Annotated in this window: 14 protein-coding genes and 3 pseudogenes; all 17 read left to right on the forward strand. The window is 40.5% G+C overall.

Translation table 11 applies throughout. From position 1 onward, the window contains the following. Window positions 1–14 precede the first annotated feature (14 nt). The 17 genes and pseudogenes from HMPREF9425_RS03790 to hisE all read left to right on the forward strand — a co-directional run bounded on the left by HMPREF9425_RS03790 (window position 15) and on the right by hisE (window position 12,012). Window positions 15–1,106, forward strand: coding sequence for an NAD(P)/FAD-dependent oxidoreductase (locus tag HMPREF9425_RS03790; RefSeq protein WP_003096932.1), 1,092 nt, complete (start codon window positions 15–17; stop codon window positions 1,104–1,106). 230 nt (window positions 1,107–1,336) lie between these two features. Continuing rightward, entirely contained in the window at window positions 1,337–2,206 is an 870-nt protein-coding gene (gene rfbA / locus HMPREF9425_RS03795; protein WP_003092398.1) for a glucose-1-phosphate thymidylyltransferase RfbA, read from the forward strand. After that, window positions 2,206–2,799, forward strand: a complete 594-nt coding sequence (locus HMPREF9425_RS03800; protein ID WP_003096935.1) for a dTDP-4-dehydrorhamnose 3,5-epimerase family protein — start codon at window positions 2,206–2,208, stop codon at window positions 2,797–2,799. The genes rfbA and HMPREF9425_RS03800 overlap by 1 nt, the downstream gene beginning before the upstream one ends. A gap of 205 nt (window positions 2,800–3,004) precedes the next feature. Beyond that, complete coding sequence (rfbB, locus tag HMPREF9425_RS03805; protein ID WP_003096936.1) at window positions 3,005–4,051, forward strand: dTDP-glucose 4,6-dehydratase; 1,047 nt, start codon at window positions 3,005–3,007, stop codon at window positions 4,049–4,051. Window positions 4,052–4,115: 64 nt separating this feature from the next. Further along, window positions 4,116–4,334: a hypothetical protein gene (locus tag HMPREF9425_RS10685; RefSeq protein ID WP_037621422.1), complete on the forward strand. Its 219-nt coding sequence runs from the start codon at window positions 4,116–4,118 to the stop codon at window positions 4,332–4,334. Between the two features lie 82 nt (window positions 4,335–4,416). Next, window positions 4,417–4,653, forward strand: a complete 237-nt coding sequence (locus HMPREF9425_RS10690) for a hypothetical protein (protein ID WP_003096942.1) — start codon at window positions 4,417–4,419, stop codon at window positions 4,651–4,653. Window positions 4,654–4,902: 249 nt separating this feature from the next. Next, entirely contained in the window at window positions 4,903–5,193 is a 291-nt protein-coding gene (locus HMPREF9425_RS10695) for a hypothetical protein (RefSeq protein ID WP_003096944.1), read from the forward strand. A 196-nt stretch (window positions 5,194–5,389) separates the two neighbouring features. Beyond that, the gene (locus tag HMPREF9425_RS03825) at window positions 5,390–6,124 is read left to right on the forward strand and encodes a hypothetical protein (RefSeq protein ID WP_003096947.1); all 735 of its coding nucleotides are present in this window, start codon (window positions 5,390–5,392) and stop codon (window positions 6,122–6,124) included. Window positions 6,125–6,220: 96 nt separating this feature from the next. After that, window positions 6,221–7,357, forward strand: a complete 1,137-nt coding sequence (gene hemW, locus HMPREF9425_RS03830; RefSeq protein WP_003096952.1) for a radical SAM family heme chaperone HemW — start codon at window positions 6,221–6,223, stop codon at window positions 7,355–7,357. Continuing rightward, the gene (locus HMPREF9425_RS03835) at window positions 7,358–8,101 is read left to right on the forward strand and encodes an acyl-ACP thioesterase domain-containing protein (RefSeq protein WP_003092548.1); all 744 of its coding nucleotides are present in this window, start codon (window positions 7,358–7,360) and stop codon (window positions 8,099–8,101) included. Between the two features lies 1 nt (window position 8,102). Then, window positions 8,103–8,876: a TIGR01457 family HAD-type hydrolase gene (locus HMPREF9425_RS03840; protein ID WP_003096954.1), complete on the forward strand. Its 774-nt coding sequence runs from the start codon at window positions 8,103–8,105 to the stop codon at window positions 8,874–8,876. Next, a complete protein-coding gene (locus HMPREF9425_RS03845; RefSeq protein ID WP_003096955.1) occupies window positions 8,866–9,510 on the forward strand; it encodes a TIGR01906 family membrane protein in 645 nt (214 codons plus the stop codon). The genes HMPREF9425_RS03840 and HMPREF9425_RS03845 overlap by 11 nt, the downstream gene beginning before the upstream one ends. An 8-nt stretch (window positions 9,511–9,518) precedes the next feature. Then, a complete protein-coding gene (locus HMPREF9425_RS03850) occupies window positions 9,519–10,253 on the forward strand; it encodes a PHP domain-containing protein (protein WP_037621672.1) in 735 nt (244 codons plus the stop codon). Window positions 10,254–10,414: 161 nt separating this feature from the next. Continuing rightward, a pseudogene (locus HMPREF9425_RS03855) lies at window positions 10,415–10,974 on the forward strand (phosphodiester glycosidase family protein); the annotation flags it as partial. After that, window positions 10,948–11,352, forward strand: a pseudogene (hisF, locus tag HMPREF9425_RS03860) (imidazole glycerol phosphate synthase subunit HisF); the annotation flags it as partial. The pseudogenes HMPREF9425_RS03855 and hisF, both read left to right, overlap by 27 nt. Next, a complete protein-coding gene (hisI, locus tag HMPREF9425_RS03865; RefSeq protein WP_037621427.1) occupies window positions 11,352–11,690 on the forward strand; it encodes a phosphoribosyl-AMP cyclohydrolase in 339 nt (112 codons plus the stop codon). The pseudogene hisF and the gene hisI, both read left to right, overlap by 1 nt. Window positions 11,691–11,698: 8 nt before the next feature. Next, a pseudogene (gene hisE / locus HMPREF9425_RS03870) lies at window positions 11,699–12,012 on the forward strand (phosphoribosyl-ATP diphosphatase). Window positions 12,013–12,014 lie beyond the last annotated feature (2 nt).

Raw genomic sequence — 12,014 nt, forward strand, 5'->3', positions numbered from 1 at the left:
AGATGGAGTAAAAAATGAAAATTGCAATTGTTGGCGCAGGTATCGTCGGTTCAACGGCTGCCTATTACTTATCAAAAGAAAAAGATGTAGAGGTTACCGTTTTTGACCATGGTCTTGGACAAGCAACCAAGGCAGCAGCAGGGATTATCAGTCCCTGGTTTTCTAAACGCCGAAATAAGGCCTGGTATCGTATGGCTCGTTTGGGAGCTGATTTTTACCAAGAGTTAACTTCAAATCTTGAAAATGATGGTTACGACACGAGCTTCTATGATCAGTCTGGTGTAGCCCTTCTCAAGAAAGACGATAGTAAGTTGGACGGTTTGTATCAGCATGCTGAGACTAGGCTAGAAGAGTCACCTATTATTGGTGAACTCTCTATAAAAAATGCTGACAACCTCCCTGAATTTACTGGATTTGACCGTTATCTCTATGCCTCAGGAGGAGCCAGAGTCGAAGGGGCAGAATTGACAGCAACTTTGATTAATGCCTCTGGTTTTGAAAAGGTAGAGGGGCCAGTTACACTCTCTTCTCTTGATAATGGGTCTTATGAGATTAATTGTCAAACTTTTGACAAGGTCATTCTCGCTTGTGGTGCCTGGCTAGGTCAAACGCTTGAACCCCTTGGTTTTGAGGTGGATGTTCGCCCCCAAAAGGGTCAATTACGAGATTATTTCTTTGATGGGTTAGATACTGGTAAATTACCAGTTCTGATGCCAGAGGGTGAATTAGATGTCATTCCCTTTGCTGGTGGAAAGATTTCGGTAGGGGCCAGTCACGAAAATGACAAAGGCTTTGATTTAACGGTTGATGAAGCTATTCTAGAAGGTTTGGAGGAGGAGGCTAAGACCTATTTCCCTGACTTAAGTACTGCTAAGTCCTTCTCTGAACGTGTGGGAACTAGAGCATATACCAGTGACTTTTCGCCTTTCTTTGGAGAAGTTCCAGAGCTTAAAAACGTCTTCGTTGCTTCAGGTCTAGGTTCCTCAGGGCTTACAACTGGTCCACTTATTGGAAAAAATCTAGTTGATTTGGCCATGAATCGCTCTGGTAGCTTGGACAGTGCAGATTATCCAGTGACTCAGTACGTTAGGAAGAAAGAGCAATAGTTGTAAAGCCCCTCAACATATTAAAATTTAAGAAAAGGATGAAAATCACTATTCCCAAGAGTAATAGTGCAAGAAAAGGATTTCATTCGAAATTCTTATTCCATTTGATTAAGAAAATGGACACTTGTGATTTTCTTAATGAAAGCTTAAGAACATAGGGTTTACCGTGACAAGAGGGCTGAAAAATGCTAAAATATAGGTAATATATTAGAGAAAAAAGGAGCCTTCTTATGAAAGGTATTATTCTTGCAGGCGGTTCAGGGACACGTTTGTATCCACTGACACGTGCTGCATCAAAACAACTGATGCCGATTTACGATAAACCAATGATTTACTACCCACTCTCAACGCTTATGTTGGCTGGTATTAAGGAAATCCTCATTATCTCAACACCACAGGACCTTCCACGTTTTGAAGAGCTCCTTGGCGATGGTTCAGAGTTTGGTATTTCCCTTTCCTACGCTGTACAACCAAGTCCAGATGGCTTGGCTCAAGCCTTTATCATTGGTGAAGACTTCATCGGTGATGATAGTGTTGCTCTTGTGCTAGGGGACAACATTTTCCATGGCAATGGTCTTTCTGCCATGCTTCAACGTGCTGAAGCTAAGGAAAAAGGAGCCACAGTCTTTGGCTACCAAGTTAAGGACCCAGAACGTTTTGGTGTGGTTGAGTTTGACGACAATATGAATGCCATCTCAATCGAGGAAAAACCAGAACATCCAAAATCAAATTTTGCTGTAACAGGCCTTTATTTCTATGACAATGATGTCGTGGAAATTGCTAAAAATATCAAACCAAGCCCTCGTGGAGAACTTGAAATTACTGATGTTAACAAGGCTTACTTAGATCGTGGTGACCTCTCTGTTGAACTTATGGGACGTGGCTTTGCTTGGTTGGATACAGGCACTCACGAAAGTCTCTTGCAAGCTGCTCAGTACATTGAAACTGTTCAACGGTTGCAAAATGTCCAAGTGGCTAACCTTGAGGAAATTGCCTATCGTATGGGTTACATCACTAAGGAACAGGTCCTCGAATTGGCACAACCGCTTAAAAAGAATGAATACGGACAATATTTGCTCCGTTTGATTGGAGAAGCATAATGACTGAACAATTTTTTGGAAAAGAACTAGCTGCACGTAAGATTGAAGCTATCCCAGGTCTGCTTGAATTTGATATTCCTGTTCATGGAGATAACCGTGGTTGGTTTAAGGAAAACTTCCAAAAAGAAAAAATGTTGCCACTCGGTTTTCCAGAATCATTTTTTGCAGAAGGAAAATTGCAAAATAACGTTTCTTTCTCACGTAAAAATGTTTTGCGTGGCTTGCACGCCGAGCCTTGGGATAAATACATCTCAGTAGCAGATGAAGGAAAGGTTCTTGGAACATGGGTTGACCTTCGTGAAGGCGAAACTTTTGGGAATACTTACCAAACAGTTATTGATGCTTCAAAAGGAATCTTCGTTCCTCGCGGTGTTGCCAATGGTTTCCAAGTTTTGTCTGATAAGGTTGCATACAGCTATCTTGTGAACGACTACTGGGCACTTGAACTCAAACCAAAATACGCCTTTGTCAACTACGCAGACCCAAGCCTTGATATCAAGTGGGAAAACTTGGAAGAAGCAGAAGTCTCAGAAGCAGATAAAAATCACCCATTGCTCAAAGACGTCAAACCACTAAAAGCAGAAGATTTGTAAAAACGAGCTTTGCACAGCAGTACCTCGACTGCAAGGAGCATTATAAGATCGTTCCTACCCTAGTGAAAACAAGATTTCCTCAAGGAATCTTGTAGGGAAATTCAGAGACTTCGGCTTCGGATTTAGCCATGAAATCGAAGGGTTGCTGGCGTCCCTCACTAGCGAAAGGAACGAATAAGAAAAAACAATATTTTTTGGAGAAAAAATGACTGAATATAAAAATATCATCGTAACTGGTGGCGCAGGTTTCATCGGTTCAAACTTCGTACACTATGTCTACAACAACCATCCAGACGTACATGTGACTGTCCTTGACAAACTCACTTACGCTGGTAACCGTGCCAACATTGAAGAAATCCTTGGTGATCGTGTTGAATTGGTTGTTGGTGATATTGCTGATGCTGAATTGGTTGATAAATTGGCTGCTAAGGCTGATGCCATCGTTCACTATGCAGCTGAAAGCCACAATGATAATTCATTGAACGACCCATCACCATTTATCTACACAAACTTTATTGGTACTTACACACTCTTGGAAGCTGCTCGTAAATACGATATTCGTTTCCACCACGTGTCAACAGACGAAGTTTATGGTGACCTTCCATTGCGCGAAGATCTCCCTGGACATGGTGAAGGTCCTGGTGAAAAATTCACAGCAGAAACAAAATACAACCCATCATCACCATACTCATCAACTAAGGCTGCTTCAGACCTTATCGTTAAAGCATGGGTGCGTTCATTTGGTGTTAAGGCAACTATTTCAAACTGCTCAAACAACTATGGACCATACCAACACATCGAAAAATTCATCCCACGTCAAATCACCAATATCTTGTCAGGGATTAAACCCAAACTGTATGGTGAAGGTAAAAACGTTCGTGACTGGATTCACACTAATGACCACTCAACTGGTGTTTGGGCCATCCTTACTAAGGGCCGTATCGGTGAAACTTACTTGATTGGTGCTGATGGTGAAAAGAATAACAAGGAAGTTCTTGAACTCATCCTTGAAAAAATGGGTCAACCAAAAGATGCTTACGACCGTGTCACAGATCGTGCTGGTCATGATTTACGTTACGCTATTGACTCAACAAAATTGCGTGAAGAACTTGGTTGGGAACCACAATTCACAAACTTTGAATCAGGTTTGGAAGAAACGATCAAGTGGTACACAGATCACCAAGACTGGTGGAAAGCCGAAAAAGAAGCTGTTGAAGCTAACTACGCTAAGACACAAGAAGTGCTTAAATAATTGGAAAATCTATCACTTATAAGCTAGTGATAGATTTTTCTATTAAGAATTGTGAGGAGAGATGATGCATAGAAAAGAATGGATTGAATATTTTGAAGCGATTAATAATCGTAAGTCCACTATTCAAGAGTGTCAGCAGGCCCTTTTAAATGGTGAATTTGTCATGGAAGAAAAGCAAGCTACTTTTTCTAGCAATAGTAAATCTGGGACTGAAGAAGCCATATTTTTACTAAATCAGATGACTGGTCAATTACTCCTCTGCACAGCAGCTTGTCTTTGTTAAACAGAAAAAGTTTGGTAAGAAGACTTTTATAGGTTTTACCATTGCTTTATTTCTTGTCGTAGCAAAAAGTCTTGGATTCTTTTTGTTTTCTTCTAAAGGAACAAACTTAGGTGGTTTGTGGGTAAATGGTAATAATGATGGGCTTGTTTATGATTTAAATGGGAAGAAGTCAAAACTCGTTGCAGGCTATACGGAAGAAGAAATCAAAGAAATCTCTACTGGTAAGAAAGCTGGACAGAAGTTTGAAGCAAACTTAGAGAAACTCAGTGATTCAAAACTAAAAATTATTGCTGATTTTGACAAGAAATATCAATTATAAACAAAAGAGGTCATACTGGTAACGACGGAAGATTCTGGCTACTATAATCTGATTCAGAAAGTTGGGACAAACTTTGTTCTAGGTTTAAGCTCATCAGAACTAGCCCACTACGGATCAAAAAACAAAGATTTAAAAAAGAGCTATCTTTTTCATAAGGCAGGGGTTCCCAAAGTTTTTGTTGGAAAATGGAAGACATTTAATTATGAAGATGAATCAGAAGGGGAAACGACTATCTCTGAAAATGGTGTTATGACTACAGATTCTGATGATATAGATATATTAATAGCTAAACTTTTAAATGAATATCTGATGGATAAATCAGGCAGAGGAGATAATGGTAAGGTGCAAAAAGAGTTTGCTAGAATACAGAAGTCTCTTAAGTCACATCGTTACCAAGCTAAGAGTGTTAACGATATCTACCATGACGAGAAAGGTTTATACTATTTTCTAGTTGTGAATGGTGGTAAGCGCATTATTGTCTTGGAAGATGGCTACTATCATTCCTATTCAGGTTATCTTGAAAGAGAAGGTACTCGCTAATATCAGATAAGATAAGGAGTACTTAAATAATAGTCAAGAGTCTATCATTCCTGTGGGAGTGATAGACTTTTTTGGTTAAAAGAATATATTAACTTATGACAGCGATACAATTAATTACATAAATGTTACAAAAATTACACAAAATACTTGATTTTTGTAACAAAATAGATATAATAGACATATAGAAAAGAGGTTTATGAAAATGAAAAGAAAAGTTATTCGTGTTTGCTCACTTGTTTTGTTGTCTGTAGCTGTTTCTATAGCTCTTGGTGGATGTGGCTCTAAGTCAGAAAAAGACACTGCAGCATCATCGACAACTTCAACTTCTAAAGTAGTGAAGTCATCTGCTAAAACACAAACATCTGAGAAGCAGTCTGCTAAAAAGGCCAAGACAGAAGCTTCAAAGGATTTTCAAGGCCAAAAAGAAGCGAGCGCTCCTGAAGCAAGCTCTTCAAAAAATCAAGTTACAGCTGGAAATGATGCTCAAGGAGGAACAAGTAGCAGTGCTGCATCTGAGTCAAACAAGTCTAGTCAAGCAACAACTGATACTCAAAGTGACGCTCCTGTCCCAGCAGGTTTGGTTGGAACTTGGACAGGTACGAGTCCTCAAGCAACAGACATTAGTTTTACAGTTGATGCCGAAGGAAACATCACTTCAAAGGCAAATTTCAATGTTGATTACGAACCCTATCGTCAAAGCTCTACAACTGCAAAAGCTGTTCAAATTTCTGGAAATCTCTATGTTTGGGAGGGTGGCGATTTTTCTACCTTGCTTCCAGGTATTACAGGCCTAGGGGGAGCTGGTTTCCAAGCTAAGCCTGGCTTTATTCTTAAAAATGGAACTTATACGCCAGTTCAATTTATCTCTGATTTGGGACCAACCTTTGATTATAGCAACTACAATGCTTTCCCATTCTCATTAACAAAATAAAGTAAAGAAGCTATCTGGAGAGATGGCTTCTTTTTTGGGCTCAAACTCTTATCATTCGAAGTCTCATTTCTGCTTAAAAAATGGTAGAATAGTTACATGCAAACAAAACCAACGTCAGCCTATGTGCACATTCCATTTTGCACTCAAATTTGTTATTATTGTGACTTTTCTAAGGTCTTCATTAAAAATCAGCCCGTTGATGACTACCTGAGTGCTTTGATTCGTGAGTGGGAGCTTTTAAATATCAAGGAGCTTCGTACCCTTTATATTGGTGGGGGGACCCCAACGGCTATTTCTGCAGAGCAATTGGATTACCTTTTGAGCAATCTTCAGAAGAACTTGGATCTGTCTAAGCTGGAGGAGTTTACTATTGAGGCTAATCCCGGGGATTTGACGGTTGATAAGATTGAAGTGCTCAAAAAATCTGCTGTTAATCGCGTTTCTTTAGGGGTTCAGACTTTTGATGACAAGCACTTGCGTCAAATTGGTCGCAGTCATAATCAAGCACAGATTTATGAAAGCATTGATAGCTTAAAGTCTGCTGGTTTCCATAATATTTCCATTGACCTCATTTATGCTCTGCCTGGTCAAACCATGGATCAGGTCAAGGAAAATGTGAGAAAGGCACTGGAACTGGATATTCCACACCTAAGTCTCTATAGCTTGATATTGGAACATCACACGGTCTTTATGAATAAGATGCGTCGAGGTAAGCTTAATCTACCAACTGAGGACTTGGAAGCAGAGATGTTTGACTATATTATCCAAGAGTTGGAAAAAAATGGTTTTGAGCATTATGAGATTTCCAACTTTACCAAACCTGGGATGGAGAGTCGTCACAATCTCATGTACTGGAATAATGATGAGTATTATGGTGTGGGTGCTGGAGCCTCTGGTTATGTCAATGGTGTTCGTTATCGCAATAGAGGACCTATCCAGCATTACCTTAAGGCTATAGCTGAGGATGGTCATGCTAGACTTCACGAGGAGCATCTGACTAAGGCGGAGATGATGGAGGAGGAGTTCTTCCTTGGTTTGCGTAAAAAATCAGGTGTATCTATTAAACGTTTTGAAGAGAAGTTTGGCTTGTCATTCGCGGATACTTATGGAGACATTGTAAAAAAACTACAGGAAGATGGGCTCTTGGTCAAGGATCCAGAAGTTGTTCGTATGACCAAACGAGGACTCTTTTTGGGTGATAGTGTCGCTGAACAATTTATCTTGGAGGATTAGATGGGATTAAAATTTAGTATTCCTTATCAGATTCCGTTTTATGAGACGGATATCACGCATCAGGTAAAATTACCACACTTACTGGCTTTTTCATTGCAAGTATCCGGTATGCAGTCAGAGTCTCTGGGAAATACGGATAAGGACGTTTTTGATAAATACGGTCTGGTTTGGATTGTGACAGACTATGCGATTGAGATTGACCGTTTGCCTCGCTACAATGAAAAGGTGACAATTACAACGGAAGCTATTTCCTATAATAAGATTTTCTGTTACCGTAATTTTTACATCACAGATGAAACTGGTCAACAAATCATGCTCTTTAAGACTACTTTTGCCCTTATGGATTATGAAACGCGTAAGGTAGCCGAAGTGCCAGATGAGGTGGTAGCACCTTATGGGGCTGAAAAAACTAAAAAGTTACTTCGGGGTCCTCGCTACAAGGTTTTGGAAAATCCAATTGAGACGCTTTATCGTGTGCGTTATTTTGACCTAGACATGAATGGCCACGTTAATAATAGCAAGTACTTGGAGTGGATGTTGGATGTTTTCGATTTGGATTTTTTGACCAAGTACACACCAGCCCGTATTGACCTCAAGTACGTTAAAGAAATTCATCATGGGTCAGAAATTTATTCTGGCTATGAGTTTGATCAAGACAGTTTAAGCAGTCAACACCAGATTTGTGTTGATGGTAATGTTCATGCCCAAGCCATTATTCAATGGAAAGAAATAGGAGACAAGTAAGATGACATATAAAGGTTATTTGATTGATTTAGATGGAACCATTTACAAGGGTAAGGACCGTATTCCTGAAGGGGAGGCCTTTGTTAAGGAGTTGCAGAAGCGTCAAATTCCCTATCTTTTTGTGACTAATAACAGTATGCGTACACCAGAAATGGTCCAAGAGCTTTTGCGTAATCAGTGCGAGTTGGAAACGCCTCTTGAAACTATTTATACAGCAACCCTGGCGACAGTTGACTACATGAATGATATGAATCGTGGTAAGACAGTTTATGTTATTGGTGAAACTGGGCTTAAATCTGCTATTGCGGATGCGGGATATACGGTAGATGAGGAAAATCCTGCTTATGTGGTAGTGGGATTGGACCGTGAAGTCACTTATGAAATGTTGGTAAAGGCAACACTTGCTATCCAAAAAGGAGCTATGTTTATTGGGACAAACCCAGATTTGAATATCCCAACAGAACGCGGTCTGCTTCCAGGTGCTGGTTCACTCTTAGCTCTTATCGAGGCGGCTACACGTGTGCCCCCAATCATTATTGGTAAGCCTAAAGCTATTATCATGAACAAGGCTCTTGAAATCCTTGGAACAGAACGTAGCCAAACTATTGTGGTTGGTGATAATTACTTGACTGATATTACAGCTGGCATTAAAAATGACTTTCCAACACTTCTTGTGACAACTGGCTTCACCAAGGCGGAAGAGGTTGCGGATTTACCAGTAAAACCAGACCATGTACTTGCTAGTCTAGCGGAGTGGGATTTTGATGCGAACTAAGATTGAAGCAGTGTTGACTCCCATTTGGCTCCTAGCCTTGTCTATTCTAGTTACGATTTACCTAGCATGGGGCTTCTATTATTTTGATGTTGATTGGATGCGTCTTTTGGACTATGTCATTATCGGAAAGACGGAGCTTTGGCATAATTTCAATGTCCTCATGCAGTACCTGACTTTTCCTTGGGTAAATCATCTGGCCATGCCTGATTTTCCGTCGTCAGAGAGTGGTCTTAAGCATTTTCATGATGTCAAGTGGCTCTTTCATCTGGTTCAGGTCCTTATTGTCCTACTGGTCTATCCAGCTGTGGGCTTTATTTGGCGAAATGTGAAGAAGGGGACTTTTGGTCTCTATCGTAGACTTTATCTGAGTCTAGCTGTTTTACCAATCCTTATTGGAGTAGTGGGACTTTTCCTAGGATTTGATCAGTTCTTCATTCTCTTTCATGAGGCTCTCTTTCCTGGAGATCGCAGTTGGCTCTTTAATCCAATGTTGGACCCGATTATTAATGTTTTGCCAGAAGAGTATTTCCTTCAATGTTTTGTGATTTTCTTTATTATTTATGAGGGGTTGATGGTGAGTTTGACCTGGCTAGCCCATAAGCAGGTAAGAAGATTTTTAAAAAATAAGGAGTAATTATGTCTATTCGTGATAACCATTTGCATACCCATCATTCCTATGATTCGGATGCGGATTTTACTGATTATTTGACACATTTTGATGGCGAGATTGTAACGACTGAGCATTATGATCTCTCTAATCCTTATACCAAACAGGACGATGTGCCAGAGTACGAGGCATATAGTCATGAGATTGAAAATCTCAATCTCAAGTATGGCAATCGTATTAAACGAGGCATCGAGATTGGTTATTACAAGCCTAGAGAAAGCGATATTTTAGACTTTTTGGATGGTAAGGACTATGATCTCAAACTGCTTTCTGTTCACCATAATGGGGTTAATGATTACCTTGATGATGAGGTAGCTGATATGGACAAGGCTAGCATTATTCAAGAATATCTGGACAAGTTGGAGTATGCCATTGGCCGTGTGGACGCAGATGTTTTGGCCCACTTTGACTATGGTTTTCGACTGTTTGACGTGACTGTTGATGAGCTAAAAGCTTATGAAGAACAACTCAAACGTACTTTCCAGAAAATGATGGCTAATGATTTGGCTTTTGAGCTGAATGCAAAGAGCATGTATCTCTATCATCACGAAGACCTATATCGTTATGCGCTAGGCCTTGTTAAGGATTTGGGATGTCGCAAGTATTCTATTGGGTCTGATGGACATAAATTAGAGCATTTCCGTCTGAACTTTGATAAGATTCAGGAGATCTTGAGAGAATTCGGCATTACGGAAGATATGATTATATAGTGAAGACAGCTTCAACTGAAGCTGTCTTTTTCTTAAGGAAAACTTAAAGAAAAGGCGTGGTTGTGGGAATTATAGAAGATTTTAAGATTTGCTTGTTATGCTAATGTCAAGCAAAAGGAACTTATGGTTTCTATCTTATCTTTCACAATTGGAGGTCTTCTATGAAATTTCTCAAAAGGCATGCCTATGCCTTACTCTTTACCCTTTTTCTGATGGGGGCAAATGTCTACTCTCTCTTAAAGGTCTTTGTCATTCCCTCAGCGGTCTCAACGGTTTCAGCCAATACGACTAGCTCAAGCACAGCGTCGTCGACGGCATCTACCAGCACTGGTAAGGTCACTAAGACGGATACGACTTATAAAGATGACAATATGGATATCAAAATCACGACAGGTAAAACCAGTGATACTACATACCATGTGGCAGATATCAAGCTTTCGAGTGCAGATTACCTTAAAACGGCTTTGGCACAAAATACCTATGGGACCAACATCACCGAGACTACTTCAAGTATGCCCAGCAAAACAATGCAATCTTTGCCATCAATGGTGACTACTACGGAGCTAATCAGTCGGGCTATGTGATTAAAAATGGCTAAGTCTATCGTGATACTGATCGAAACAGTGACTACGAGGATCTTGCTGTTTATTCAGATGGTAGCTTCAAGACCTTTAAGGAGAGCGATACAACAGCTCAAAAATTTGGCAATCAGTGTGTCGTGGCTGCGATTGATGCGAAAAAAATGGCTGATGGGAGCTGGCATGTCTTTGTGGCGGGAGGCCGTAAGGATACAGGTAGGGACCTCATCCAATGGGCTCAAGAAGTCGTCGCTTTGGGGGCTGGAGAAATTCTCTTAACCAGCATGGACAAGGACGGTACTAAGTCTGGTTTTGATTTGGAAATGCTAAATCGTGTGGCAGAAGTCGTCGATGTTCCGATCATTGCCTCTGGTGGTGCGGGAAATATTGAGGATATTGTAGAGGTCTTTGAAAAGACAACAGCGACTGGTGCACTGGCAGCCTCTATCTTTCATTTTGGTGAGGTAAATATAGGCGAAACCAAACAAGTCTTGGCAAATGCAGGAATTGAGGTGAGATGATGACAGAGGTTAAACTTGATTTTGACAAACAAGGAGGACTGGTGCCAGTCATTGTGACAGACTACAAGACGGGACAGGTGCTCATGTTGGCCTATATGAATGAGGAGTCCTATCAGTTGACCATAGAGACCAAACAAATGCATTACTGGAGCCGTTCTAGAAACGAGCTTTGGCATAAGGGAGCCACATCTGGTCATTTCCAACATGTCAAAAGCATCAAGACAGATTGTGATCAGGACACCTTGCTTATCGCTGTGGAACAAGAAGGAGCTGCCTGTCATACAGGAGCACACAGATGTTTCTTTACGGATATATATGATGACAGACAAGACAGATAGGAGTAGATATGTTAGAAACACTTTATAAGGAAGCCTTAGATCGTAAAAAAATCCCAAAGAAGGCTCTTATACCAATTACCTTTTTGACAAGGGCCTAGACAAGATTCTTAAAAAGGTTGGCGAAGAAGCAACAGAAGTTGTGATCGGAGCTAAAAATGCTGATAAAGAAGAAATTGCCAACGAGACAGCAGACGTCCTCTATCACCTAGCAGTCATGCTCGTTGAAACAGGGGTTAGCCCTGAAGATGTTGAAGCCGTTCTTAAAGCACGTCAGGGCAAGCAAAGCAATGTCCATGACCGAAAAGAAGTAACGGATTATTAAGG

The organism is Streptococcus vestibularis ATCC 49124, from assembly GCF_000188295.1.
Lineage (GTDB): Bacteria > Bacillota > Bacilli > Lactobacillales > Streptococcaceae > Streptococcus > Streptococcus vestibularis.

Coding starts and splice junctions, on each gene's coding strand:
- HMPREF9425_RS03790 (WP_003096932.1), top strand. CDS start 15: ATGAAAATTGCAATTGTTGGCGCAGGTATCGTCGGTTCAACGGCTGCC.
- rfbA (WP_003092398.1), top strand. CDS start 1,337: ATGAAAGGTATTATTCTTGCAGGCGGTTCAGGGACACGTTTGTATCCA.
- HMPREF9425_RS03800 (WP_003096935.1), top strand. CDS start 2,206: ATGACTGAACAATTTTTTGGAAAAGAACTAGCTGCACGTAAGATTGAA.
- rfbB (WP_003096936.1), top strand. CDS start 3,005: ATGACTGAATATAAAAATATCATCGTAACTGGTGGCGCAGGTTTCATC.
- HMPREF9425_RS10685 (WP_037621422.1), top strand. CDS start 4,116: ATGCATAGAAAAGAATGGATTGAATATTTTGAAGCGATTAATAATCGT.
- HMPREF9425_RS10695 (WP_003096944.1), top strand. CDS start 4,903: ATGACTACAGATTCTGATGATATAGATATATTAATAGCTAAACTTTTA.
- HMPREF9425_RS03825 (WP_003096947.1), top strand. CDS start 5,390: ATGAAAATGAAAAGAAAAGTTATTCGTGTTTGCTCACTTGTTTTGTTG.
- hemW (WP_003096952.1), top strand. CDS start 6,221: ATGCAAACAAAACCAACGTCAGCCTATGTGCACATTCCATTTTGCACT.
- HMPREF9425_RS03835 (WP_003092548.1), top strand. CDS start 7,358: ATGGGATTAAAATTTAGTATTCCTTATCAGATTCCGTTTTATGAGACG.
- HMPREF9425_RS03840 (WP_003096954.1), top strand. CDS start 8,103: ATGACATATAAAGGTTATTTGATTGATTTAGATGGAACCATTTACAAG.
- HMPREF9425_RS03845 (WP_003096955.1), top strand. CDS start 8,866: ATGCGAACTAAGATTGAAGCAGTGTTGACTCCCATTTGGCTCCTAGCC.
- hisI (WP_037621427.1), top strand. CDS start 11,352: ATGACAGAGGTTAAACTTGATTTTGACAAACAAGGAGGACTGGTGCCA.